The following is a 23,977-nucleotide window of genomic DNA, read 5'->3' on the forward strand; positions in this document are numbered from 1 at the left end:
GCGGTCCTAAAACCCGTCGCCCGGAACAGCCTTGATCCAGTCCGCCATGGCGTCGCCCGGCGGCGCCGTTACGGAAATATCTTCTCCATTGCAATTCAACCGCAGGGCGCGGCAATGAAGAAGGAGTTCAGCGTCGCCGGACGTCGCGCCGTAAATCGGGTCGCCAATAATCGGATGGCCCATCGCGGCGCAATGTGCGCGGGCTTGGTGCGTACGGCCGGTGAGAAGCTGCAATTCCAGGAGGGTCGCGCCGCAGCCCCGATACAGGACGCGCCAGTTCGTGTGACTATCCTGCCCTTCGGGATTGACTTCCATCTTCCATAGCCGGTTTTTCTCAACCCGCAAAAGTGGCAGGTCGAGGGTCCCAGCGTCTTCGGCCGGCTGCCCGCACACAATGGCCCAATAGGTTTTCGTGACCTGACGTTGCGAAAACGCGTTTTGCGCCGCGATCAGCGCCTGCTTCCGAAGCGCGATGAGCAGACATCCCGATGTGTCCCGATCGAGCCGATGCACCAGCCAGGGTCCGTCCTTCCGTTTTGAGAGAGAGGGGAAAAACGCCTCAACCGAAAGCGCTGTCCCGCGACTGGGGTGTACCGGAAGCCCGGCCGGCTTGTTGATAGCCACGAAATGCGTGCTGCGATAGAGAATGTCCAGATCAAAAGGGGGCGCTTCCCTTGCCGGCAGGTGTCTTCGATGCTGCTGGGCATCATCCCTCGTCACGTCGGCTTCTCACCAGGACTTCACGCCGCCCGACATGGTTGGCGGCACTGACGATGCCCTGTTTTTCCATTTCCTCAATGATTTTGGCGGCACGATTATAGCCGATGGAGAGATGACGCTGGATAAATGACGTTGACGCCTTGCCCTCACGCGCAACGAGGTCAACCGCCTGGTCAAATAATGTGGTTTCCCCGTCATACCCGCCGCTGAGGCCATTCCCGGCGGAAGAGAGATCCTCATCCGGATCGGCGGCGACGATTTCATCATTATATATCGGTTCACCTTTGGATTTGAGGTCCGCCACGACCGCCTCAACCTCACTATCCGCCACAAAGGGTCCGTGGACACGCGTGATGCGTGCCGCGCCCTGCATGTAAAGCATATCTCCCTGGCCGAGAAGCTGCTCCGCCCCCTGTTCACCGAGGATCGTCCGACTGTCGAATTTGCTGATGACCTGAAACGATATACGCGTCGGGAAATTCGCTTTGATCGTGCCGGTAATGACATCGACGGAGGGGCGTTGTGTGGCCATAATCACATGAATGCCCGCCGCCCGCGCCTTCTGCGCCAGACGCTGTACGGCGCCTTCAATATCCTTCCCGGCGACCATCATGAGATCCGCCATTTCATCGATGATGATAACGATGAAGGGCATGGTCTCTAGATTGAGTTGCTGCTCATCAAAGACGGGTCGCCCCGTCTCGGAGTCGAAGCCGGTCTGGACGCGTCGCATCGGCATCTCACCCTGCGCATGGGCCTGACGGACACGATGATTATAACCGGCAATGTTCCGCACCTGCAGATGCCCCATGGCGCGGTAACGCCGGTCCATCTCCCGCACTGCCCATTTCAGCGCGGCGACCGCTTTATGCGGCTCGGTGACAACCGGGGTGAGGAGGTGGGGGATGCCTTCATAAATCGATAATTCCAAAATTTTCGGGTCGATCATGATTAAACGACACTCTTCCGGCGGGTGACGGAAGAGAAGTGAGAGGATCATCGCATTGACGCCGACCGACTTGCCTGATCCTGTCGTGCCGGCGATGAGGAGATGCGGCATTTTCACCAGATCGGCGCAGATCGGTTCTCCTGCAATATCTTTCCCCAACGCCAGTTTGAGGTGAGAGCCGGGCTCCTTGAATTCAGGCGTGTCCAGAACTTCACTAAGGAAAACCGTCTCACGGATCGCATTTGGGACCTCAATGCCGATGACATTGCGTCCGGGCACCGTCGCGATGCGCACACTCAGCACCGATAAGGAGCGTGCGACATCATCCGCCAGTCCGATCACGCGGGCAGAGCGTATGCCCGGCGCGGGCTCAAGCTCATAAAGCGTGACGACCGGCCCGGCATGGATATCGCCGATCTGGCCTTGCACACCGTAATCGGCCAGGACCTGCTCAAGCAGCCGCGCATTCGCCTGAAGGACTTCCCGCGTCGGGCCTGAATTCGCGGCTGGCGGGGCGGGTTTGAGAAGGTTGAGGGATGGAAGCTGCCAACCATCAAGCTGCGGATCCATTGGTGCCGGGCGCGAAGGCGACTCTGCTGGCGACGCCGCCTGACGTGGACGCGCGAAGCTGAAAAAACCCCGCCGCGCATGTGGCTCCGGCGCTGATTTCTGGGGTTCAACCTGCGTCGTCATGGGGTCGACGCTGTTTTCCTCTTCAGCATGCAGAATTTCCGGATGGTGGCGCGCCGCGTCCCGTTCCTGCGGGGAAATCTGCGCTAATTGGCGCGCATAGGGATTATCAGTCCGCGAAGGCGCGCCCGGTGCCGCCTGACTCGCAGCCTGAGCGGGTGAGATTTGCGGCTCACGGCGCGTGTCGGGCGGGTGAAGCCATCCATCGCCGTGATGAGACGCCGCGTTCTGCGTGCGGCTCGATGGCGAGTTATAAGCGGGCGATACGGCCGCGTAGCCGCGACGCGCAGGTTCCTCCGGTGCATATCCAGCGATATCGGGGGTGGCGTGCGCGACGCCCCGCCGCCCGATCGTGCGGAAAAGTGAGGCGATGCCCCGACTTGTGCGCATGATGGTGATCATCAGAGCGCGCCACTCATGACGCTGAAGACCTAAAGCAAGAGGCACGAGGAGGAAGCAGAGCGCGATGGCGAGAAGGAAGAACCCCGTCGCGCCATAACCATGGAGCAGGGATCGCCCCGATTCGATCAGTTTCCGAGCCAGCAAGTCACCTGCCGTCCCGCCAAAACCTGAGGCGGACGGCCAGGCGACCTGCGTCAGCGGGATGAGCTGTTGGAGTGAGGCGACGGTCATCGCCACGGTCGGGATCAGCGCCACCGCGCTGATGAGACGCAGGATCGGCGATGCAAGTTGGTGGTAACGGATAATCTGCCATGCCCAGCACGTGAAGATAATGGTGGGCAAGGCACTGGCCAGGCCCAGCCACTGGACAAATTCATCCGCAATAAAGGCGCCGAAAAGGCCCAGATAATTGGAGGGGGTCACATTGGCGTTGGCCGTATTGAAAGATGGGTCCTGCGGATTATAGGACCAGAGTGCGGCAGCGAGGCACAGGGCCACCGCGACAAGAGCGAGCCCGCCACATTCTATGAGACGCAGTGAGACGGCGTAACGAAAATGGGAAGTTGTGTCGCCTGAAGCTGCGCGACGCCGGAATAAACTCACTGTAACCTCTGATCTTGGTGTCCTGTTAAGGTCGGATGCGCGACGGGGAGCGTGCTTGTTTTGTTCAAGTTAACATCTGAAGCGCGGATACGTCGCTAAAATAAAAACAGAGTTGTCCCGGTTTTGCATTTATATCCCCTTCCATTGCGCACCTCTCCAGAAGGAAATCTGCGCCACCCCGATTTTCCGCAGGTCGAGAGGCGGTTCGGCATTGATGGAGTTCATATTCTTCTCCGACTCCGTGAGGATCAATGTATCGGGTCCGATCCAGCCGGACCTTATAAGCGCCGTGATGGAAAGCGGCAGAAGATTTAGGCCGTAAGGCGGGTCGAGGAAGGCAATATCCACCTGCCGGGTGGCGCGCGGCGGCGCCGTGACGTCGCATTTCAGCACGACGCTATGATCTTCAAAGCGCGCGCGCCTGAGATTTTTGAGCAGAACGCGATGTGCGGCAGAATGGTGGTCCATAAAAGTGACATGCGCGGCCCCGCGCGACATCGCCTCAATGCCGAAAGCGCCGGTGCCCGCGAAACCGTCAAGCACCACCGCATCCTGTATCGCGTGCGCGGCGGCCCAGCCCGCATGGGCGAGCACGTCGAATATAACCTGTCGCGCCCTGTCTGAAGTCGGGCGTGTCACCTGATCATCCGGGCCATCGAGGATAAGGCCGCGTCTCATGCCGGCGATCACGCGCATCAGCGCGCCACGGAACGCGCGGCTTTGCGTCGGGGTGCGGCTTCGAAGCCCCCGATCTGCTCCCGCAATGTTTTGATCGGCACTTCCTCCAACGCACGTTTTTGCAGGGTTCCGAGCTGGAACGGACCATAGGCCACCCGGATCAACCGGCTGACATGCAGGTTCAGCGCCGCCATAACACGGCGGATCTCACGGTTCTTTCCCTCCTGCAGGCTGACGGTCAGCCAGGAATTATCGCCTCTGCGCGAATCGAGTCCGGCCTGAATGGCTCCGTAGCGGACGCCATCGAAAACCGAGCCCTCAGCGAGGGCGGCGAGGCGCTTTTCGTCCACCAGGCCGAAAACACGCACGCGGTAGCGTCTGACCCATTGGTGAGACGGCAATTCAAGCCGACGTGCGAGGGCACCGTCATTCGTCAGTAAAAGCAGCCCTTCAGAATTCAGGTCCAATCGTCCGATGCTGATGACGCGCGGTAAGCCGAGGGGGAGGGATTCAAAAACGGTTTTGCGATTTTGCGGGTCATGGTGGGTTGTCACCAATCCGGTGGGTTTGTGATAACGCCAGACACGCGTGCGCTCCTGCGGGCCGATGACGGCGCCATCCACGCGGATCATGTCCTGAGCGGTGACAAAGGTTGCAGGTTGCTGGATGACCTCGTTATTCACGATGATCCGTCCTTCCGCCACCATACGCTCCACATCGCGACGGCTTCCGACACCGGCCCGCGCCAGAAACTTCGCGATACGTTCGCCTTTGACGTCGTCCGTCATGATTTCAACATCCTTTTAAGCCCCGGGGAGGGACTTTCCAACCTTTGTTCGCGCCCGGTCGGGCTTTTGCAAATCGCCCTCAGGGCGCGGCAAGAGAAGCATGTCTTCGCACGTTCGCGCGTAAACGACATGGTTTTTGCATCATATGATGTGCAAATATCAAACCATGACTGAGAAAAAAGCGAATTTCTTCACGGGAAAGGATCTCTGCAAGGTGCGGGAAGTGCTTTCACCCGAACAGGCGATGAAGCGGGCCCTGCAACTCGCCTGGGATGCCGGTGAGGCCGGGGAGGTGCCCGTTGGGGCCGTCATACTGGACGCAGAGGGGCGCCTTTGCGCGGCGCAGGCCAATCAGGTCGAATCCGATAGTGACCCCTCCGCCCACGCGGAGTTGCGTGCGATGCGGGCGGCCGCACGACATTGCGGGACGAAATATCTGACGGGATGCACGCTTTATGTCACGTTGGAGCCCTGTCCCATGTGCGCGGCCTCGATGGTGCATTTCAAGCTTGGTCGGCTGGCTTTTGGCGCCTATGACCCGAAGGGGGGCGGGGTTGAGCATGGTCCGCGCATTTTCGAGCAGAAAAACTGCCTGCACCGGCCGGAAGTGATTGGCGGCATCCGCGCGGAGGAAAGCGCTACCCTGCTGACGGAATTTTTCAGTCGGTTGAGGACGAAGAAAGGGGCGGAAAAACCCTGACCTCGTTTTTATAAAAAAGAAACCAAGAGAATCTTTACGACGCCAGACATTTTTCTTAAACTTGTTGCGCAAATAACACTATTTGATCAGGATGCGCCGACGGTCGGTCATATAATCCTGATGGAGAGGGCCCGTGAAAATTCGTTTTCGTCCGATTTCCAATTATCTTTCCATATCGAGACATTTAGCGTTGATGACCGTGCCGCTTGTCGCACTCAGCGCAAACATGGCGTCGCACGCTTACGCCGATGGGCCGATTAAACCCGGGGCGCAGCTTCAGAATGCGCCGGATCTCGTCGGGCTCGTCAAGGCCGTGAAACCCGCTGTTGTATCCATTACGGCGCGCATCCGTGTCGGCGCGGATGATCAGGGTAATTTTGATGATAACGGGCAGTCGCCGCAAAGCGCGATGCCCTTTCCCTTTCCGTTTCCTTTCCAATTTGCACCGCCGACCGGCCAGCGCATGGTGGAAGCACGTGGGTCCGGTTTCATCATCTCGCAGGATGGTTATGTGGTGACGAATAACCATGTCGTCAAAAACGCCACAAAAGTGACGGTGACGCTTGATGATGGGTCAAGCTTCCCCGCGAAAATCATCGGTCGTGACAGTAAGAGCGATGTCGCCCTGCTGAAAATCAAAACCGCGGACAAGCTGCCTTTCATCCGATTGGGTAATTCCGACAATGTGCAGCCGGGCGCCTTCGTTGTGGCTGTCGGCAATCCTTACGGGTTGGGTGGCACTGTCACATCCGGGATTGTGTCCGCTCTGGGCCGTGACCTGGGCGCTGGGCCTTATGATGACTTCATCCAGGTTGATGCGCCGATCAATCATGGTAATTCAGGCGGGCCGCTCTTTGACCAAAGCGGGGACGTGATCGGGATGAACACGGCCATCATCTCGCCATCCGGCGGTTCAATCGGGATTGGTTTTGCCATTCCCTCCAATACCGTCAAGGATGTGGTTAATCAGCTTCAGAAAACGGGGCATGTCACGCGCGGCTATATCGGCGTCACCGTCCAACGGATTTCGCCAACAATGGCGAAAGCGCTTGGCTTGACAAACCCGTCACCCGGTATCGCGCCGACAGGGGCGCTGGTGGCTAATGTCATCGCGGGCGGCCCCGCGGATCACGCCGGCATTCGCAGTGGTGACATCATCATGTCGGTCAATGGCGTAAAGGTGAAAAACGATCATGATGTCGTTATGCAGACGGTCGCCAATAAGCCTGGCTCTGAAATTGTGATTCAGATTCTGCGTGACGGTAAAACCCAGTCCATCAAGGCGCGGGTTGGCAGCTTCCCTAAAAACGGTGAGGCCGCGACGTCAGAGTCCGATAATGCGGATGATGCGGGATCCACAAAGCTTGGCGTGTCGCTCTCCCCGCTCACGGATGATATCCGCCATCAACTCGGCGCTGACAAAACCGTTAAGGGAGCCGTTGTGAGCGCGGTCACGCCGGGTTCCCCCGCGGAACAGGCTGGCATTCGCCCGGGTGACATTGTGCAAAGTGTCGATCGTAAACCCATCTCGAACCCGGAAGCGGCAACGATGGCCGTGCGCGCCGTCCTCAGGAAAAACAAGCCTGTCTTGCTTCGGATTTACCGTGATGGGCTACGAATTTTTGTCGCGATCGCGCAGAATAATAATCAGGATGATGAGTAGAAATTATCCATTATTATAACCAGGCGACGCGCCGGATGCGGTCCATCGCATCCGGCGCTTCTTTATCTTCCGCAACGCGCGCCCCATATCTCACGGGCGGGCAAGGTGGTTTGCGCCATCAATTTGCTGTAGAGAAAACCCGGACGCGACAAGACGTTTCCTGAAACCGAGGTATTGTGTGCGATGAAACCTGACGACGCATATCGGCGCAAAATCATTGATGGCAAGGCCATCGCCCGGGCTTTAACCGATTCCATCAAGGAAAAAGTGGAGAATTTTCGCCTTGAGACGGGTCAAATCCCGGGACTGGCGGTTGTTCTGGTCGGTAATGATCCGGCCAGTGAAGTTTACGTCAAGAACAAGGCGATTCAGACACACCGCGCGGGTATGCGCTCCTTCATGCATATGTTGCCGGAGACGACCGCACAGGAGGAGCTTTTGGCGTTGATCGCGCGGCTCAATGCCGATGCGGCGATCCATGGAATTCTCGTTCAACTCCCCTTGCCGCAGCATCTTGACCGGAATATCGTCATCAATGCGATCGCGCCACATAAGGACGTTGACGGACTGGGGGAAGTTAATGCCGGTCGGCTCAGCCTGGGTATGGATGGGCATGTGCCGTGCACACCTTTGGGGTGCCTCAAGCTGCTTCAAGACACGCTGGGGACGTTGCGCGGCCTCCATGCTGTCATTATCGGCGCGTCCAATCTCGTTGGTAAGCCGATGGCGCAGCTTCTGTTGAAGCAGGGCTGCACCGTCTCCATCGCCCATATCGACACGAAAGATCCAGGTGGTTTGGCGCGCCAGGCGGATATCCTCATCGTCGCCGTGGGGAAAGCCGAGCTCGTCCCAAGTGACTGGGTCAAACCCGGTGCGACCGTGATTGATGTCGGCATCACCCGCATGGACCTGCCTGATGGGAAGACCCGTCTCGTTGGCGATGTGGCGTTCAATGATGCGCTTGAAAAAGCCGCTTTCATCACGCCCGTGCCGGGGGGGGTCGGGCCGATGACCATTGCCTGCCTGCTCAGCAACACGTTCGACGCGGCGTGTGAAGCGAATAAGGGCGTCTGACATGACGCGAATATCCATCGAGCTTGTGCCGCGTGATGCGGCATCGTTGCGGCAGGATTTTGACACGGCGCGGCGCACTTTGCCACAAGCGGGTTTGGTCAATATACCTGATCTCACACGAATGAAAATGCGATCTTGGGAGGCAGCGCAACTCCTGAATGAGGCGGGCAATGTCCCTGTCATTCCGCATATACGTGCGATTGATATCGCCCCAAACGCGCCGCTGCCCTGCGTCCAGCAATCCGGTATTGATGAAATTCTGGTGGTCGAAGGCGATCCACCTGCCGACCCGTCCCGCCCGACTTACCCTCATGGCAGTGTCGATATCATCCGGCGTTACCAGCGTGAGGCGCCGCATTTAAAAGTCTACGCTGCATTTGACCCGTATCGCCGCGCACCTTATCAGGAGCTTGAGGCCGTCAAACGTAAGATTGACGCGGGCGCTGTCGGGTTTTTCACGCAGCCACTTTTTGACCTACCTGCGTTGGAGCTTTGCGCAAGGTGGCTGGAGGGGCAAACCGTTTTCTGGGGTGTCTCCCCTGTCGTAAGTGAGAAGAGCCGTGCTTACTGGGAAAACGTCAATCACGTCGTGTTTGCGCGTGACTTTGACGCGTCCCTCTCCGCCAATATTGCCTTCGCGCAGAAAATGCTCGACTTCGTCATAAGGGAGAAGAGCAATATTTACTTTATGCCATTGCGTATTGACCTCGACGCCTATCTTGGCGCGCTGGTCATGCCGACGATTTAGCGGCGACGCGATTGACGCCCGTCCTGAAGGCGGGCGTCATCGAAACGGGTTTGAGGACGCGTCTTATTTCCTAAATGAATCGGGAAGCTTACCGCCATTCTCCGAAAGTTTCTGCATAACCTGCTTGCTGAGCCAGATATTCATGCTGGCACTGTCATTCATGTCGCCTGAATAGCCGAGTTCCTTCGCGAGCTGTTGACGCGCTTCAAGAGAGCTGTCCATATCCAGGAGCTTCATGAGATCCACAATGGATGTCTTCCAATTGGAAGCGCCACCACCTTTTTTATTGGCGAGATCGGTCAGGATGGCGTTGACATCCGTGCCAGTTGAACTCCCCTCCATCATGCCAGGCGTTTTCGCGTCGGCACGGCCGAAAATCTTGGAAACGAGGGTGCTGAAAATACTCATATTAACCTCAAAATATTAAGAAAATCCGGGAAAAATTTGTCAAATATTTAACGTTGCGTGTCTTGAACTGTTCCCTTGCATTTCCACAGTTTGATCGACAGACAACACCTTTATTGACCGCAAAAAAAAGGGGCCGCGCGGGCCCCTTTTTCAACGGCGTTGATTGGATGTCTTAGTAACGGTAAAGCTCGTGTTTAAACGGCCCTTCCACCGGCACGCCGATATATTTTGCCTGTTCGGGGCTCAGGCGGCTGAGTTTGGCGCCGACTTTGGCGAGGTGAAGTGCGGCCACCTTCTCATCAAGTTTTTTCGGCAACGTGTAGACCTTATTTTCATATTGTCCTTTCTGCGCCGTCCAAAGCTCAATCTGCGCGAGCGTCTGATTTGTGAAAGAAGCTGACATGACAAAAGAAGGATGCCCGGTCGCGTTCCCGAGATTGACCAGACGGCCCTGGGAAAGAAGGATGATCCGCTTACCGTCCGGGAAAACAACCTCATCCACCTGCGGCTTGATATTGTCCCATTTGAAGTTGCGCAGCGCCTCAATCTGGATTTCACTGTCAAAATGCCCGATATTGCACACGATGGCGCGGTGACGCATGGCGCGCATATGCTCAATCGTGATGATGTCCACATTGCCCGTGCAGGTGACGAAAATATCGCCGCGCGGGGCTGCGTCCTCCATGGAAACGACTTCGTAACCTTCCATCGCGGCCTGAAGCGCGCAGATCGGGTCCACCTCCGTCACGAGAACGCGGCAACCTGCATTGCGCAGGGAGGCGGCTGAGCCTTTGCCAACATCACCATAACCGGCGACGACAGCGACTTTGCCCGCCATCATCACATCCGTGCCACGTCGGATGGCATCGACCAGGCTTTCCCGGCAGCCATAAAGATTGTCAAATTTGGATTTGGTCACGCTGTCATTGACGTTGATGGCGGGCACGAGCAGCTTTCCCGCTTTCTCCATCTCCCACAGCCGGTGCACACCTGTGGTCGTCTCTTCCGACAGGCCGCGCACATCTTTGAGCATTTCAGGATATTTATCATGCATCAGGACGGTCAGATCACCCCCGTCATCGAGGATCATATTGGGCGTCCAGCCATTCGGGCCCTTGATGGTCTGCTCAATACACCACCAGAATTCTTCTTCAGACAGGCCTTTCCAGGCAAAAACCGGGATGCCGGCGGCCGCGATCGCGGCGGCGGCCTGATCCTGCGTGGAGAAAATATTGCAGGATGACCAGCGCACTTCCGCGCCGAGAGCGATCAGCGTTTCAATGAGCACGGCCGTCTGGATCGTCATATGCAGGCAACCCGCGATGCGCGCGCCTTTCAGGGGCTGTTTTTCACCGAATTCCTCCCGAAGGGCCATCAACCCTGGCATTTCGCCTTCGGCGATGGAAATTTCCTTCCGGCCCCATTCGGCTAGGGACATGTCACTTACTTTGTAATCGCTCATATGCGCGGCGCCTCACTTTGTTAGCAGTCTTATCTCGCAAGGGTTATAAAGCGAGTGAGGCGTGAGGGCCAGTGGCCTTGTTTTGCCAGGATGCAAGCCACGGGAATTGCCGCGACGATAAGTCGGATCGGCGCCGCCTGACCTTGCAAAGCTCCTTTGTATCTCAAGCGGCGATGTCAGGATTTCAGCCCGTGCGCGTCGATGACGGGAAGCAATCGCGCGCCAAAAACGGCACCTGAAGCGCGATTACGACGTTATCAGCTTTTAGAGATGCGGTGCGCGACGGTATTTCCGATGCTCGTGCTTCGCCGTCGTTTTCTCGCCAGGTTTGGTCTTGACCTGCGGTTTGCCCGGGCGCGCCGGAGTCGGTTGCTCCATCGCCTGATTGCGGTAGGTTGGGTTCTTCTCCGTCGGATTATGCGCGCCCGCAGATTGCTGACGCATCCGGTCTGCCTTTTCAGCAGTGGGGGGCGCGTCGTTTGAAGGTTCGGAGGTTGGCTGCGCCTGCGCCGCGACGGCCAGGGAAAAGCCCGCCAATATAGCGAGGGTGAGGAAACTCTTTTGCACGGATGTCATGCAGCAACCTTATGACGGAGAATGTTTCATATGCCGGACAACCAGGCGCCGACGGGCCTCAAGCCTGTGAACATTTTTACTCCCATTAAGTTTCGAACTTGTATACAGATCGCTGAATTTTAAGAACTCTGGAAACATCTGACCGGGCTGGGAGTTTTTGATGCGCCATGGGCGGCCTCAAATTTCGGGTTTCGGGCAAAGCAGACCCGGGAGGGTAAGATGTCATCCCCACGTGTGAAAAAACCGTATCCCATCATTGGCGGAACGGATCTCGTCAAACGGCGCGGCAAGCGCAGTGGTGTCGTGAATGGACTCGTCTGGGCGGTCAGCGTCGCGTCATCCGGCGAGTCGCATCCCCTGACGGATGAGGAAATCAACGCCATTCTCAATGGCAGTATGCCAGCGGAGGATGAAGTCCCGGGCATTGTCGATAAATGGTTCTGGCTGCATTTCGACACGGTCCACAGTGCCGCGCGCCTTCAGGTTGCGCATCTGACATGCTTCCCGCGGGAGGCATGTCTGGTCCTGGCGGAGACGGAATACGGCATCACGCTCGAAGCGACGGACCACGTCGTCTGGGGCGCGATGCCGGCTTTCGATGATGCGGTGCTGGAGGAAGATCGCGATTTCTGCGCCTGGCGCTTCGCAATGCGCCGGGATTTGCTGGTGACGACCCGCCGTAACCCGATCCCGGTTCTCGGCAGCACCTTCCGCTCCCTCAAGGCGGGGAAAGTCTCGGCGGGGCCGATTGGCGTCATTGAACGCACCATACGCGTCTTTATCGCGAGTGTCCGGCGGCAGATCAGTCGGCTGGATGATGAGGTTGACCGGGCGGAAGATGCTCTTTTGCGCTTTGAGAGAAAGCGCGATCTCGGCCATCTCGGCGCGATCGTGGGTAAATCCCGCCGCCGCGCTACGGAACTGCGTCGCGTCGTGACCCCGATCGACCGCGTGATACGTGATGCGGATCTCAACCTGCCGCTCTGGGCAGAAGATGAGCTGCGTGACCGCCTCGAAAATCAGGTCCATGCTGCGTTGGACGACTTGCTGGCGGTGCAGGAGCGCTCACGCTCTTTGCAGGATGAGCTTTCCTCCATGCAGGTTGAGGAGACAAATCGCCGCCTTTATATCGTCTCCGTCGCGACAATCCTGATGCTTCCCGCAACGTTGGTGACCGGGTTTTTCGGCATGAATACGGGCGGGATGTTCCTCCAGACCGGCGCGCTCGGTACGATTTGGGCCGGAATTGTCTGCGCGGTCTTTATGTTGCTGACATGGATCTTCCTGAAAGTCGCGCGCCTGTTATAGGGCTTAATCGCTGAGACACGTCGACACGTCTTAACGATTCTACTTCGAAGTCAGCACTTACGCGTCGCGCTTTGTCCCGGATGGGGCCTGCGTCGCAGATGGATGCCCGAGATGCACAGTGCCGCGCGCCTGCGCCAGAGCCATTTGCCGCTGACGCGCCGCATAACGTGCGCGCTGCGTCGCATTGCGCTCGTGATGGCAATGAGGGCAGGATTCGCCCTCCACATAATGGGGCGATGCGCGATCATCCGGTGAGAGGGGCATGCGGCAGGCATGGCACAGCGCATATTTGCCGGGCTTGAGACCATGCTGCACGCTGACACGATGGTCGAAAACGAAGCAGTCCCCTTGCCACAGACTTTCCGCCTCCGGCACGGTTTCAAGATATTTGAGGATGCCGCCTTTCAAGTGATAGACGTCCTCAAACCCTTCCTCCCGCGCGAAGGCGGTTGCTTTCTCACAGCGAATGCCGCCCGTGCAGAACATGGCGAGTTTAGCCTTCCGGCCTTCTTGCGCCCGCTGCGCCCGGAATTGACGGAACCAATCGGGAAAATCCCGGAAACTCTTCGTGCCAGGGTCAATCGCGTGCTTGAAACTGCCGATGGCGACTTCATAATCATTGCGCGTATCAATGACAATCGTATCGGGGTCGGTAATCAGTGCGTTCCATGCCTCCGGCGCGACGTAACGCCCCACTGATTTCAAGGGGTCAATCGCGGGCTGCCCCATCGTCACAATTTCCTTTTTGAGCCGTATTTTCATGCGGTGAAAAGGGGGTGCGTCCGCGTAAGACAATTTCCATTCCAGGGAGTCGCAACCGGGCAGGGCTTTGATTTCAGTGAGGATAGCGTGGATATCATCGTCCTGGCCCGCAATGGTCCCGTTAATCCCCTCTGGCGCGAGGAGAAGCGTCCCGCAAATAGCGTGCGCCCTGCATTTTTCCAGAAGCGGCGCTTTAAGCGATGCGGGATCGGGAAAGGGCGTGAAATGATAGAGCGCAGCAATTGTTAAGCGGTGACGTGTCATGAGCCAGGTCCAAATCGAGGAGCACGGCCCTTTTAACCGAAATTATTCAATGAGTCTTGTCGTTCCGCCGGGACCCGCTTCGGGGTCTGGATGTAACGGCGGTTTTCTCCGGCAAAGCAGGGGGCGCGAAGCCGAGAAATTGCAGCCACTCCATTTGCTGCGCATCTGGAGGCGATATGGAAGCGTCATTCATGAGTCGTGCGATGACGTCGTGTCCGGTGGCAAGACATCTGATCATCGGGGTGACCTCCGAATATTAAGCTGCAAAAGAGAGGACCACAATAGTGTGTATGAGAATTATTCGCAACTAAAAATGTTACGGTAAGGTAGCGCCGCCTCAAAGGCGCGCTTCTGCGCCGCCATCTGAGCGGTCTCTTCCACCAGAAAATCCCGCACGGCGTTTCTCAAACCTTCATGCGCGATGTGATGCGCCGCCCAAGTGTATGTGGGGCGATAACCGCGCAAAATTTTATGCGTGCCTTGCGCACCGGCCTCAACGCGCTTGAGTTGATGAGCGATGGCCCACTCAATGGCTTGATAATAGCAAAGCTCAAAATGCAAAGCGGGCCAATCCTCTGCGCAACACCAATAACGCCCGTAAAGCGTGTCACCGCTCCATATGTTCAAGGCGGCGGCGGCTATTTCCTCATGGTGGGAGGCGGTCATGAGGATGATATTTTCACCGCGTGACGCTGCAAGTGTCGCGAAAAATCCCGGGGTGAGGTAGGCGTTTCCCCATCGTCGATCCGTCGTGGCGCGATAGAGCGCGTCGATACGCCGCCATTCATCCGGCCGTAACGTGTCACCGCTTCGGGTTGAAAATTTCAGGCCGTAAGATGACGCCAATTCCCGCTCCTTGCGGATCATTTTTCGCTTACGCGAGGTGAGGGAATCGAGAAACGCACTGAAATCCGCGTAGGCGTCATTCGTCCAGTGAAATTGCAGGCCACGGCGTGTCAGCCAGCCCAGTTTCGCGAGGAGGGCAGCCTCCTCCTTCGTGCAGAATGTCAGATGTACGGATGAAAGCCCGGCTGATCGCGTCATTTCAACCATATATGCCGCCATGCGACGCTTGACCGAATCTGCCGCCAGCCCGGCTGGGCTGCATAAGATGCGCGCCCCGCTGACGGGTGTGAAGGGAACGCATCCCGAGAGCTTCGGGTAATATTGACCGCCCGCCTGCATAAAAGCCTCTGCCCATGGCTGGTCAAACACATATTCACCGAGTGAATGGCTTTTGACGTAGAGCGGGGCGATGGCCTGAACCTGACCGTTTTCTCGCAAAACGCCGTGACAGGGATGCCACCCTCGGGAGGGAACGGCGGAACCGCTCTGCTCCAGCGCGAGGAAGAAATCGCGCCCCGTCAGAACGTCATCGCCGGCACAGAGACGCCAGTCTGCCGGTGGAATGGCCTCGGCACCGGGTGCAATGCTGAAGCCGTCACCTGTCATAAGAGGAAGGGCGGGCGGGAGAGCCGAAACCCTTTGGCCCCCTGTAACGACTCATCAGGGCGCAATTTCGAAAATCGCCTCGACTTCCACCGGGGCATCTAATGGCAGAGAGGGCACGCCGATGGTTGAGCGCGCATGGATGCCACGCTCTCCAAAGAGCCCAACAGCAAGGTCGGACGCACCATTCATGATTTTGGCGTGGTTGGTGAAAGCGGGCGCGCAGCTGATAAATCCGCCGAGGCGCACAACTTTTTTGACTCGCTTCAGATCACCGAGAGCCGCCTTCGCCTGGGCAACCACGTTCAGGAAGCAGGCTTGCGCGCAGGCAATGCCGATCTCATCCGAAACCTCGCCCCCGAGCTTTCCTTTCGCCTTGAGGGCGCCTGCCTCAAGCGGTAACTGGCCCGATATGATGAGAAGAGAGCCCGTCTGCACGCAGGCGACATAATTGGCGACCGGTTTTGCGGCCTCCGGCAATGTCAGGCCCAGTTCGGCGATTTTTTTTTCAATATCGAGTGACATGGAGCGACCCTTTGCTTTTTTAGCGTCACGCATGCGGTATGCATGATGGCGCTTAATTTATAGGTCAGTCGATATAAGAGCGCCACGTCGCTTTAGTAAAACATTTACACGACACGTAAATGCTGCCGATGCGCCCCGTCCCGATCACTTGATTCTGAATTTGCCTCGAAGGGGAGGAAGGGGTCAGCGGATGTCATGGGGTCATGCTCCAATTCCGGCCCGATATCCGGAAGTTTCACACCCAGATAGGTTTCTGAAAGGCTGCGGAAGACGTAATCCGTAATGGACGAGGCATGATTAGCCGCCGCGTCGCCCTCAACCGTGCCGCCAATTCCGTAACGTGCATAAGCGAATTGATCCACATAGACATCCAGCGGGACACCATATTGCAGCCCGATGGACACGGCCTGATTGAGACTGTCAATCAAACCTTTCACCATCGAATTACCGCGCGCCGCATTGATCGTGACTTCACCCAGAGAGCCGTCGTCAAACTCACCTGTCCGGAGGTAAAGGCGCTGCCCCCCGATGGAGACACGCATGGAGACGCCATTAAGCCGTTGCGGTAACAGCCTGCGTTGCCCGCGCTCCAGCCGGGATTGCGGCGACAGGACAAGCGTGGGGTCAGGGCGCGCGGGCATGCGATCGACGAAACCCGCCACGGCGCGATGCATTGCCAGATGGGCCGCAATATCGGGCTGGGTGAGGGGCGCCTGCCCCGCAAACGCCGCCGCGAGGGCTGTCTCGGGTGTAAAGCCTTTATAAGCCAATCGCGCGAGTGTGCTCGCCCTGAGCGCGCCATTTTCGTTCAAAGGTGAGAAAATCGGCGCAAAGCCGCATGCATCGACACCGAGGATGCAGTCAATGGGTCCTGGCGCTGAAAACCCGGTCTCGATCAATGGCTGTGACGGCAGGCTGTCATCCGCATGGTCGATTTCATCGCGGATCTGCTCACCAATTGAGGCAAGTCCGGCAATGGGGCATGCGGTGGGCGGTAATGGGACCGGCCCCGCATTCTGCCGCGCGACGGAGCTTGTCAGCCACGCGATGTAGCACGCAGCATCCCGCCCCGCATCGCTGTCATAATCAAAGCCGAGCGCGGCAAGGGCTGCATCGATATTGGTGAGGAGGAGCGTCCCCGCCCGACGGGGAAGAAGCGTGTCCTCCAATGGTGAGGCGTTTATATCGGCTTCATCCGGCGAGTCGAAAAGCGGCAATTCCCCGTTGAGCTGCGTGCCGGTATGGGCGTGAATCTCACGCAGCGTGTCGCAGACGCGTCGCAAAGCCGCGATGTAACCTGGCCCGTCAAACGAGCCGTGACCACAGAAGGACGCGACATTGACGATGAAGCCCCCCTGACGGTCATGCTGTCCCTGCCATAAACCGGCCGTCGGCGCGACCTGACGCTGCAGGAGCAGATCTAGAAATTCCCTGCACCGATCGACGCCCAGTTTCTCATCGCCCGAGATATTGGCCTGGATCATCGTCAGCCAGGGCATGACCGCATCCTCAAAGGTGAGGGGGCCTTGCGACAGGGACAGATCCAGCATGGCGCGCGCCGCCACATCATCCCAAGTGATGGGGAGGGTGACGCTGCCTAGCGGGCCGGTATCCGGGTCTGCACTGATGCGGACGGATCGGAGGGGGAGGGCTTTGATTGTTTCCATCATCGTCATACCGTCAGCTTAAGTGAGGTCGTGCGAGATAAAAAGGCTATACGAACCGCATGATAGGCGTTTAATGGTCTGTATAACGAGGATAAGGTGGATAACTTGATATTGATCGGCGCGCAAGCTGTCTGCGATGGTCAGAAGCTGCGTTGGCGCTGATCATGCCGGGCGCGTGGATGCGTGGCGGGCATGTCAATTTGAGGTAAGGCGGAGGAATATGGAACGCGTATCAGCCATTCAGACACGACGGCAGACCGCTGAAATCATTGTTGGTATGCTGGTGCTTGCCGTTCTTCTCCTGATGCTAATCCTTGCCATCGCTGGTCGCTATCGCAGTGGCGGGGATGATTATAATCTGAAAGCGGATTTCAACCAGATTGACGGCCTCTCCATCGGCTCGGATGTCCGGCTTGCCGGGATCACGGTCGGACATGTCGCCACCACGCGCGTCGACCCGAAAACCTATCGCGCCAACGTCACTTTCACGGTTGATCGATCTGTCGCCCTGCCGGTGGACAGTGCGGCGATCATTACGTCAGACAGTTTGCTGGGTGGCAAATATATTGCCCTTTCTCCCGGGGGGACACGACGCTGCTGAAATCCGGGCAACTTATGTCCATCACCCAGGGTTCCATCAGTCTGGAGCAACTTCTGAGCAAATTCATCTTCTCCGTGACGGACAGCATCCAGAAAAATGACCGGTCATCAGATGGTGATAATGGCGGGTCATCCCTCAAATGATGCGGCCTGACTGGAAAGACGTGCATGGTGTGCCGATCTCCTGTCTCGAAAAACGGCGCCTCCTCAATGAGAATGCAGTGGAGCTTGAGCAGGTGATACGGGATGCGTGGGATGACGCCATATTGATGGGCGTGGCGCCGGCCATCATGCGCACTTATCTGGAGAAACTGGTTTCTGGGTTGAAGGAAGGGTCAGCTTCATGATGCGAAGGGCGCGCCGGGCGGAAGGCCGGTTGATCGCGATGGCTCTATTGGGGCTGGTCGGCTGTTTGCCTGGGGGGAAACGGCCCGCGCGGCGGATCTCGTCGCGCCGCCGGTCATGTACCTTCCAAATGTGTGGCAGGGGAAAAGCGTGGCCGTCATCCGCGTGTTGCGCCGGGTCGACTCTCATATCGAGGAATTGACCATCCCGGTCGGGCAGGAGGGGCAATATAAAACGCTGCACCTTCATGTCGCACAATGCGTTGAAAAGCCGCCGACATTGCCGAGAGACGCGGCGGCCCGCCTCTCCATCCGCGATGACACGAATCCGGATTTTCATTTTGATGGGTGGATCGTGCAGAGTGCCCCCGCTCTTTCCACTTACACCAACCCGCTTTACGGCGTCAGTGTCGTGCGATGTGAGGGCAACCCGGTGGCCCCACTGCTGGCACCTTTACCTGGACCGGTAAAGCCGGACCCGAATGCGGTCAAAAAGCCGGAAGATACGCAGGGACCGACGCGGGACGCCGCCGGGCCGCAGCTTTCAAGCCCGAACGTCCAGGCTTCGCAACAAGATGCGCCTTTCGAGCTCGCGCCCGGGGGCAGGGCCTGACCGCGCCCACCAACCCGTCCCCGTCCGGCAAGGTGCCTCAGGACGCGCCGCTGCAATTGGCTCCGCCCTGAATTCAATGGAAGCGAGAGATAAAATCTCCGGGCTTTTCCTCCGGCAGATCCGAAGATTTTTCCTCGCGTGACCTCTGATCCCTGCTGAGGTCGCGCAACCCGTAGAAGCCGGAGAAGTTGACATAAGATGCATTCTCGCCGTGCCTCTGACCCTGCCAGAAATTCGCCTGCGCCGCCTCTCCCCCTGACTCTTGCCGAAACGGCTTTTCTTCTCGATTTCGATGGCACGCTCGTCGATATCGCGCCCACCCCGGACGCTGTGACGGTCACGCCGGACCTGCCTGACACGTTGCAACGCCTAAGAGGCGCGACGGGCGATGCGGTTGCGATTATTTCAGGCCGGACGATTGAGGAGATTGATCACTTTCTTCCTCATATCGCCTACGCTATTTCCGGTGAACATGGCGCCGCCCTCCGGGAAGCGCCTGACGCGGCCATCACGCATCTCGATATGCCCGCGCCGCCCGATGAATGGTTGCGTCAGGCCCGGCAATTCGGGGCAGCTCATGAGGGCAGCATCATCGAGCCAAAAAAAAACGGGCTGGTGCTGCATTATCGCAAATGCCCGGATGCCGCGGGCGTTTTTGAGCGTTTCGCGCGTGAGCTCATCACGGATCACACTGATTTTTATGTTCAACCCGCGAAAATGGCGTGGGAAATCCGGATGAAAGGCGTTGACAAAGGCAAGGCCCTGAGGCGCATCATGTCATTGCCGAATTTTCGTGATAAACTTCCGATCTTTGTCGGTGACGACAGGACGGATCTCGATGGTGTGCATGCAGCGCAGGCAATGGGCGGGAAGGGGTATCTCATTCCAGAAGATTTCGCGACCGCAGAGATATTCAGGGCCTGGTTACGGCAATGCGCGGAGATGCGACCATGAGTCGCCTCGTCCTCGTGTCCAATCGCGTGCCGGATGTCAAGGAGCGCGTGCAATCGGCCGGCGGGCTCATCGTTGGGCTGGGCGAAGCCGTGCGCGACACAGAGGGGCTATGGTTTGGCTGGTCCGGACAACATCATGAAAATGCTGTCTCCTCTGACGTGCAGATTGAGCAGCTTCACCGCGTTACATTCGCGACGATTGACCTGACAACGGATCAATATACGCGCTTTTACGAGAATTTTGCGAATGGTGCGCTTTGGCCGCTTTGTCATTACCGCCTTGAGATGATTCGCTATCGCCAGGAGGATTATGATTCCTATAAGAAGGTCAATGCGCTTTTTGCGCGGAAGCTGGCGCCCCTCCTCCGGGAAGATGACGTCATCTGGGTGCATGATTATCACCTGATGATGCTGGGTGCTGAGCTGAAGAAACTCAATATCAGAAACCGTATTGGCTATTTTCTGCATATCCCCCTTCCACCCTGGAGTGTGACGCGGGTGCTGCCCTGTGCGGGGGCATTGCTGTCTGCCCTCTCGGAATACGATCTGATCGGCGTGCAGACTGAGGAAGATCGCGAGAACTTCAATAGTTGTTTTTCAGCGACCGGACTTTCCACACGCGTAGAGCATTTTCCGATCGGCATCGCGCCGGAGGAATTTCGGGAAGAGGCGCGTCGCAATGTCGATGCGCCGGAAGTCGTCCGGCTTATGGATAGTCTGCGTGGTCGCAAACTGGTGATCGGGGTTGATCGCCTCGATTATTCCAAAGGTATTCCGGAACGCATCAAAGGTTTCGAAAAATTGATCCAGCGTTATCCGCAGCATGAGGCGAAGGTTGTCATGTTGCAGATCGCCCCGGTCTCCCGTGCGGGCGTATCCGCTTATCAACATCTTCGACGTGAAGTCGATGAGCTGAGCGGACATGTCAATGCCACGTTCGGCACGTTTGACTGGACGCCCGTCCGCTTCCTGACGCAGTCCGTCCCCAGACATGTGCTGGCAGGGTTTCATCGTCGCGCCGATATCGCCCTCGTGACGCCGTTACGCGATGGGATGAACCTCGTCGCGAAGGAATATGTCGCGGCGCAGGACGAGGATGACCCGGGTGTCCTCATTTTATCGTCTCTTGCCGGTGCGGCGCCTGAACTAAAGGCCGCTCTTCAGGTTAATCCCTATGATCCCGATCAGATCGCTGAGGCGCTTCATCTTGCGCTGACAATGAAAAAAGAAGTACGGAAAAAAAGATGGCGTTTTCTCAACGTCGAGGTGCAACGCAACACGGCGGCGCGCTGGGCTGCAGAATTCCTCTCCGTATTGAAGGAAGTGAGGTGACATGATGTCCGTCCGGGCCTGTGGAGGTTTTCTTTTCCTGCTCAGTATTCTTGCTCTCGCTACGGCGTGGTTCGCGGAGCGCATCCTGGGGCTGCCCCCCTGTGAACTGTGCCTGCTGGAACGCATACCGTGGAAGATCACCTTTTTCCTCGGTGCAGTGGCGCTGCTGGTCAGCGGACGTGTCGGCGCCATCTCGAATGTCCTGGCGATTCCCGTCACATTTGTCGGGGTCGTGCTTTCCGCCATTAATATCGGGGTTGAGCAGAAATGGTGGGAGAGCCCCTTTCCCGCCTGTCATGCGCCCGTTTTTAAAGGTGGTAGTTTTTCACAGCATTTGGCGGCCATGCCCCTGCGCCCCGTCAAACCCTGTGACGCGCCAACCTATCTGTTTCATCTGCCATTTTCGATGGCCCTGATGGGTGGGGTCGTTTCCATCATTGTGATGATCGCCCTGATCTATTGGGCGCACGCTTATTTCACGACACCGCGGAAACGATTTCGCCATAGTGCTTCTTTCAGATAAGATGCGGTAGGGAGGCATTGCGGGCGCCCAGGCCCGCTGCCGATTTGTGATATATCCTTCAAACGTGCAACGTCATCTCTGCCGAGCCGTTTGAAGGGTGTTGATATTATGGAAGATTTTTATTCAATCTACAGTCACGGAATGGCGCGGGTCAGTGTTTGCACTTTTCCCGTCCAACTCGCCGTACCCTCTCAAAATGCGGAAATCATCGCCGCAATCGCAGCACAATGTGAGAAGGAAGGCAGTGTCCTCGCCGTTTTTCCTGAGCTTTGTCTGACAGGTTATAGTCTGGAGGATCTTCGCCATCAAGCGGTTGTGATCGACGCGACCCATGAGGCGATCCGGGCACTTGCCCATAAGACGCGCTCTATGCAGATCACGCTGATCGTCGGTGCTGCGCTGCGTTTCCGAAACGGACTTTATAATTGTGCGGTCGTGATCCAGGGCGGCCGGATCTGCGGCGTGGTGCCGAAAGCGCATCTACCCGAATATGCGGAATTCTATGAGAGCCGTCACTTCTCCGCCGGCTCAGGGATAAATGGCGCGATGATTTCCGTCGCGGGTGACGAAGTGCCTTTTGGCTGCGATCTGATTTTCAGATTCAGGGACATCGCTGATTTCATCCTCGGCGTGGAAATCTGCGAAGATTTATGGGTTGCAAACTCGCCTCATATTCACCTGACGCGCGCGGGCGTAACGGTCATGGCAAATCTATCAGCCAGCAGCATAACCATTGGAAAGTCGGAGACGAGAGATCTCCTCTGTCGGGCGGCATCACTTAAAACAATTTCCGCTTATCTTTATGCCGCCGCGGGGGAGGGGGAATCAACGACGGACCTTTCCTGGGACGGGCAGGTCTCCATTTATGAAAAGGGTGAGATCCTCGCGCAATCGGAGCGATTCCCTTCCGGCGCGAAGATCGTTCATGCTGATATCGATCTTGAGCGCATTGTGCAGGAGCGCCTCAGGCGACAGAGTGTTGAGGCGAGTGATGCAGGTCACGCGGCCCGAAGCTGGCGTGACATCGCGCTCCATACGGAACCGCCGCGCGGCGATGTCGGTCTGAAGCGGGAGGTTCCGCGATTCCCCTTCCTCCCGGATAATGCATCCCGCCTCGCTCAGGATTGTTTCGAGGCCTGGACGATACAGGTCACGGGCCTGGTTCAGCGTCTTCGCGCCAGTGGCGTCACCAGGATGGTTATCGGCGTGTCAGGAGGGCTCGACTCGACCCTCGCGCTGCTTGTCTGCCGCCGTGTCGCCCAGCAGATGGATTGGCCCGCGGAGTCGATGCACGCTTACACTATGCCGGGTTTCGCCACAGGCGACGCCAGCAAAACATTGGCCGTGGAATTAATGCGCGCGCTGGATATTGAACCGCGTGAACTGGATATCCGCCCCGCTGCGACGCGTATGCTGAGCGATCTGAACCACCCTCATGCGCGGGGGGAGGATATTTTCGATACGACGTTCGAAAATGTTCAGGCTGGCCTGCGGACGGATTACCTGTTTCGCATCGCCAATCAGGTTGGCGGAATCGTTATCGGCACAGGCGATTTATCAGAGTTGGCGCTGGGCTGGTGCACCTATGGCGTCGGTGACCAGATGTCGCATTACAATGTCAATAGCGGGATGCCGAAGACCTTGATTCAACATGTATTACGCTGGTTGGCGGCCGAGGAACTTCCTTCAGCAGCGGCAGCACCGATTATCCGGATGATTATCGACGCAGACATCTCGCCTGAGCTTATACCGGCGCAAAATGGTCGCGTGCAGCGAACTGAGGACATTGTGGGGCCTTACGACCTGCAGGATTTCTTTTTGTATTTTACGCTGCGATACGGTCTGAAACCGTCAAAAATCGCATTTCTCGCAATGCACGCATGGTTGGACCCGTCACATGGCCAATGGCCTGCGAACTACCCGGAGGGAAGAAAGTTATGTTATACTTTGGCTGATATCAGGAGATGGTTGGAAGTATTTCTAAAAAGATTCTTTAGTTTCAGTCAATTTAAACGCTCCGCTATGCCGAACGGGCCGAAAATCAGTCCCGGCGGCGCGCTCTCCCCTCGAGGAGATTGGCGGATGCCTTCCGATTCGCAAGCGCAACTATGGTTGAACGAGCTTTTCGGGAAAGTTCCCTAAAAAATGACGAATTTAATAAAAAACTTGTGATTCA

At 57.4% G+C, this 23,977-nt stretch carries 23 protein-coding genes and 1 pseudogene; 12 read left to right on the forward strand and 12 right to left on the reverse strand.

Annotation, left to right across the window (positions count from 1 at the left end; genetic code table 11):
- Positions 1 to 6 precede the first annotated feature (6 nt).
- The 4 genes from CGLAMM_RS08125 to CGLAMM_RS08140 form a co-directional block, all read right to left on the reverse strand.
- The gene (locus CGLAMM_RS08125; protein ID WP_394818650.1) at positions 7 to 720 is read right to left on the reverse strand and encodes an RluA family pseudouridine synthase; all 714 of its coding nucleotides are present in this window, start codon (positions 718 to 720) and stop codon (positions 7 to 9) included.
- Entirely contained in the window at positions 707 to 3,364 is a 2,658-nt protein-coding gene (locus tag CGLAMM_RS08130) for a DNA translocase FtsK (RefSeq protein ID WP_394818649.1), read from the reverse strand. The genes CGLAMM_RS08125 and CGLAMM_RS08130 overlap by 14 nt, the downstream gene beginning before the upstream one ends.
- Before the next feature lie 129 nt (positions 3,365 to 3,493).
- On the reverse strand, positions 3,494 to 4,060 hold the full coding sequence (locus CGLAMM_RS08135; protein WP_394818648.1) for an RsmD family RNA methyltransferase: 567 nt from the start codon (positions 4,058 to 4,060) through the stop codon (positions 3,494 to 3,496).
- Positions 4,060 to 4,830, reverse strand: a complete 771-nt coding sequence (locus CGLAMM_RS08140; RefSeq protein ID WP_418115567.1) for a pseudouridine synthase — start codon at positions 4,828 to 4,830, stop codon at positions 4,060 to 4,062. Before CGLAMM_RS08140 ends, CGLAMM_RS08135 begins: the two co-directional genes overlap by 1 nt.
- A 244-nt stretch (positions 4,831 to 5,074) precedes the next feature.
- On the opposite strand from CGLAMM_RS08140, the gene CGLAMM_RS08145 reads away from it, so the two are divergent.
- From CGLAMM_RS08145 to CGLAMM_RS08160, 4 genes are all read left to right on the forward strand, one after another.
- Positions 5,075 to 5,530 (forward strand): nucleoside deaminase, encoded by a 456-nt coding sequence (locus tag CGLAMM_RS08145; RefSeq protein ID WP_394819072.1) that lies wholly within the window; start codon positions 5,075 to 5,077, stop codon positions 5,528 to 5,530.
- A 133-nt stretch (positions 5,531 to 5,663) separates the two neighbouring features.
- Positions 5,664 to 7,193, forward strand: coding sequence for a Do family serine endopeptidase (locus CGLAMM_RS08150; RefSeq protein ID WP_418115568.1), 1,530 nt, complete (start codon positions 5,664 to 5,666; stop codon positions 7,191 to 7,193).
- Between the two features lie 183 nt (positions 7,194 to 7,376).
- Positions 7,377 to 8,267 (forward strand): bifunctional methylenetetrahydrofolate dehydrogenase/methenyltetrahydrofolate cyclohydrolase FolD, encoded by an 891-nt coding sequence (folD, locus tag CGLAMM_RS08155; protein ID WP_418115570.1) that lies wholly within the window; start codon positions 7,377 to 7,379, stop codon positions 8,265 to 8,267.
- 1 nt (position 8,268) lies between these two features.
- The gene (locus tag CGLAMM_RS08160; protein WP_394818647.1) at positions 8,269 to 9,015 is read left to right on the forward strand and encodes a methylenetetrahydrofolate reductase; all 747 of its coding nucleotides are present in this window, start codon (positions 8,269 to 8,271) and stop codon (positions 9,013 to 9,015) included.
- 63 nt (positions 9,016 to 9,078) lie between these two features.
- On the opposite strand, the gene CGLAMM_RS08165 is transcribed toward CGLAMM_RS08160, so the two are convergent.
- The 3 genes from CGLAMM_RS08165 to CGLAMM_RS08175 form a co-directional block, all read right to left on the reverse strand.
- Positions 9,079 to 9,423, reverse strand: coding sequence for a DUF3597 domain-containing protein (locus tag CGLAMM_RS08165; RefSeq protein ID WP_394818646.1), 345 nt, complete (start codon positions 9,421 to 9,423; stop codon positions 9,079 to 9,081).
- A 172-nt stretch (positions 9,424 to 9,595) separates the two neighbouring features.
- A complete protein-coding gene (gene ahcY / locus CGLAMM_RS08170) occupies positions 9,596 to 10,885 on the reverse strand; it encodes an adenosylhomocysteinase (protein ID WP_394818645.1) in 1,290 nt (429 codons plus the stop codon).
- A gap of 264 nt (positions 10,886 to 11,149) precedes the next feature.
- Positions 11,150 to 11,461: a hypothetical protein gene (locus CGLAMM_RS08175; RefSeq protein WP_394818644.1), complete on the reverse strand. Its 312-nt coding sequence runs from the start codon at positions 11,459 to 11,461 to the stop codon at positions 11,150 to 11,152.
- A gap of 219 nt (positions 11,462 to 11,680) precedes the next feature.
- Between CGLAMM_RS08175 and CGLAMM_RS08180 the strand changes: the two genes are divergently transcribed.
- Entirely contained in the window at positions 11,681 to 12,769 is a 1,089-nt protein-coding gene (locus tag CGLAMM_RS08180; RefSeq protein ID WP_394818643.1) for a CorA family divalent cation transporter, read from the forward strand.
- Positions 12,770 to 12,826: 57 nt separating this feature from the next.
- Here CGLAMM_RS08180 and trhO read toward each other — a convergent pair whose 3' ends face one another.
- The 5 genes from trhO to CGLAMM_RS08205 all read right to left on the reverse strand — a co-directional run bounded on the left by trhO (position 12,827) and on the right by CGLAMM_RS08205 (position 17,439).
- On the reverse strand, positions 12,827 to 13,795 hold the full coding sequence (gene trhO / locus CGLAMM_RS08185; protein ID WP_394818642.1) for an oxygen-dependent tRNA uridine(34) hydroxylase TrhO: 969 nt from the start codon (positions 13,793 to 13,795) through the stop codon (positions 12,827 to 12,829).
- 46 nt (positions 13,796 to 13,841) lie between these two features.
- A complete protein-coding gene (locus CGLAMM_RS08190) occupies positions 13,842 to 14,033 on the reverse strand; it encodes a hypothetical protein (protein ID WP_394818641.1) in 192 nt (63 codons plus the stop codon).
- A gap of 59 nt (positions 14,034 to 14,092) precedes the next feature.
- Positions 14,093 to 15,247 carry a GNAT family N-acetyltransferase gene (locus CGLAMM_RS08195; protein WP_394818640.1) on the reverse strand — a complete coding sequence of 385 codons (1,155 nt, stop codon included), beginning with the start codon at positions 15,245 to 15,247 and terminating at the stop codon, positions 14,093 to 14,095.
- A gap of 54 nt (positions 15,248 to 15,301) precedes the next feature.
- Entirely contained in the window at positions 15,302 to 15,769 is a 468-nt protein-coding gene (locus CGLAMM_RS08200) for a RidA family protein (protein ID WP_394819070.1), read from the reverse strand.
- A 104-nt stretch (positions 15,770 to 15,873) separates the two neighbouring features.
- On the reverse strand, positions 15,874 to 17,439 hold the full coding sequence (locus tag CGLAMM_RS08205) for a TSCPD domain-containing protein (RefSeq protein WP_394818639.1): 1,566 nt from the start codon (positions 17,437 to 17,439) through the stop codon (positions 15,874 to 15,876).
- A gap of 217 nt (positions 17,440 to 17,656) precedes the next feature.
- Here CGLAMM_RS08205 and mlaD point away from each other — a divergent pair.
- From mlaD to CGLAMM_RS08240, 7 genes and pseudogenes are all read left to right on the forward strand, one after another.
- Positions 17,657 to 18,180, forward strand: a pseudogene (gene mlaD, locus CGLAMM_RS08210) (outer membrane lipid asymmetry maintenance protein MlaD).
- Positions 18,177 to 18,383, forward strand: coding sequence for a hypothetical protein (locus CGLAMM_RS08215; RefSeq protein WP_394818638.1), 207 nt, complete (start codon positions 18,177 to 18,179; stop codon positions 18,381 to 18,383). The pseudogene mlaD and the gene CGLAMM_RS08215 overlap by 4 nt, the downstream one beginning before the upstream one ends.
- 115 nt (positions 18,384 to 18,498) lie before the next feature.
- Positions 18,499 to 18,993, forward strand: a complete 495-nt coding sequence (locus tag CGLAMM_RS08220; RefSeq protein ID WP_418115575.1) for a DUF2155 domain-containing protein — start codon at positions 18,499 to 18,501, stop codon at positions 18,991 to 18,993.
- A 198-nt stretch (positions 18,994 to 19,191) separates the two neighbouring features.
- On the forward strand, positions 19,192 to 19,947 hold the full coding sequence (otsB, locus tag CGLAMM_RS08225) for a trehalose-phosphatase (protein ID WP_394818636.1): 756 nt from the start codon (positions 19,192 to 19,194) through the stop codon (positions 19,945 to 19,947).
- Positions 19,944 to 21,278 carry an alpha,alpha-trehalose-phosphate synthase (UDP-forming) gene (locus tag CGLAMM_RS08230; RefSeq protein ID WP_394818635.1) on the forward strand — a complete coding sequence of 445 codons (1,335 nt, stop codon included), beginning with the start codon at positions 19,944 to 19,946 and terminating at the stop codon, positions 21,276 to 21,278. Before otsB ends, CGLAMM_RS08230 begins: the two co-directional genes overlap by 4 nt.
- A 1-nt stretch (position 21,279) precedes the next feature.
- Positions 21,280 to 21,801: a disulfide bond formation protein B gene (locus tag CGLAMM_RS08235; RefSeq protein ID WP_418115578.1), complete on the forward strand. Its 522-nt coding sequence runs from the start codon at positions 21,280 to 21,282 to the stop codon at positions 21,799 to 21,801.
- 108 nt (positions 21,802 to 21,909) lie between these two features.
- Complete coding sequence (locus CGLAMM_RS08240) at positions 21,910 to 23,943, forward strand: NAD(+) synthase (RefSeq protein WP_418115580.1); 2,034 nt, start codon at positions 21,910 to 21,912, stop codon at positions 23,941 to 23,943.
- Positions 23,944 to 23,977: the final 34 nt, after the last annotated feature.

Source organism: Sorlinia euscelidii (genome assembly GCF_036452135.1).
GTDB lineage: Bacteria > Pseudomonadota > Alphaproteobacteria > Acetobacterales > Acetobacteraceae > Sorlinia > Sorlinia euscelidii.

Coding starts and splice junctions, on each gene's coding strand:
- CGLAMM_RS08230 (WP_394818635.1), top strand. CDS start 19,944: ATGAGTCGCCTCGTCCTCGTGTCCAATCGCGTGCCGGATGTCAAGGAG.
- CGLAMM_RS08195 (WP_394818640.1), bottom strand. CDS start 15,247: ATGACAGGTGACGGCTTCAGCATTGCACCCGGTGCCGAGGCCATTCCA.
- CGLAMM_RS08160 (WP_394818647.1), top strand. CDS start 8,269: ATGACGCGAATATCCATCGAGCTTGTGCCGCGTGATGCGGCATCGTTG.
- trhO (WP_394818642.1), bottom strand. CDS start 13,795: ATGACACGTCACCGCTTAACAATTGCTGCGCTCTATCATTTCACGCCC.
- folD (WP_418115570.1), top strand. CDS start 7,377: ATGAAACCTGACGACGCATATCGGCGCAAAATCATTGATGGCAAGGCC.
- CGLAMM_RS08200 (WP_394819070.1), bottom strand. CDS start 15,769: ATGTCACTCGATATTGAAAAAAAAATCGCCGAACTGGGCCTGACATTG.
- CGLAMM_RS08175 (WP_394818644.1), bottom strand. CDS start 11,461: ATGACATCCGTGCAAAAGAGTTTCCTCACCCTCGCTATATTGGCGGGC.
- CGLAMM_RS08145 (WP_394819072.1), top strand. CDS start 5,075: ATGAAGCGGGCCCTGCAACTCGCCTGGGATGCCGGTGAGGCCGGGGAG.
- CGLAMM_RS08165 (WP_394818646.1), bottom strand. CDS start 9,423: ATGAGTATTTTCAGCACCCTCGTTTCCAAGATTTTCGGCCGTGCCGAC.
- CGLAMM_RS08215 (WP_394818638.1), top strand. CDS start 18,177: ATGATGCGGCCTGACTGGAAAGACGTGCATGGTGTGCCGATCTCCTGT.
- CGLAMM_RS08220 (WP_418115575.1), top strand. CDS start 18,499: ATGTACCTTCCAAATGTGTGGCAGGGGAAAAGCGTGGCCGTCATCCGC.
- CGLAMM_RS08180 (WP_394818643.1), top strand. CDS start 11,681: ATGTCATCCCCACGTGTGAAAAAACCGTATCCCATCATTGGCGGAACG.
- CGLAMM_RS08235 (WP_418115578.1), top strand. CDS start 21,280: ATGATGTCCGTCCGGGCCTGTGGAGGTTTTCTTTTCCTGCTCAGTATT.
- CGLAMM_RS08140 (WP_418115567.1), bottom strand. CDS start 4,830: ATGACGGACGACGTCAAAGGCGAACGTATCGCGAAGTTTCTGGCGCGG.
- otsB (WP_394818636.1), top strand. CDS start 19,192: ATGCATTCTCGCCGTGCCTCTGACCCTGCCAGAAATTCGCCTGCGCCG.
- CGLAMM_RS08135 (WP_394818648.1), bottom strand. CDS start 4,060: ATGCGCGTGATCGCCGGCATGAGACGCGGCCTTATCCTCGATGGCCCG.
- ahcY (WP_394818645.1), bottom strand. CDS start 10,885: ATGAGCGATTACAAAGTAAGTGACATGTCCCTAGCCGAATGGGGCCGG.
- CGLAMM_RS08240 (WP_418115580.1), top strand. CDS start 21,910: ATGGAAGATTTTTATTCAATCTACAGTCACGGAATGGCGCGGGTCAGT.
- CGLAMM_RS08205 (WP_394818639.1), bottom strand. CDS start 17,439: ATGATGGAAACAATCAAAGCCCTCCCCCTCCGATCCGTCCGCATCAGT.
- CGLAMM_RS08190 (WP_394818641.1), bottom strand. CDS start 14,033: ATGATCAGATGTCTTGCCACCGGACACGACGTCATCGCACGACTCATG.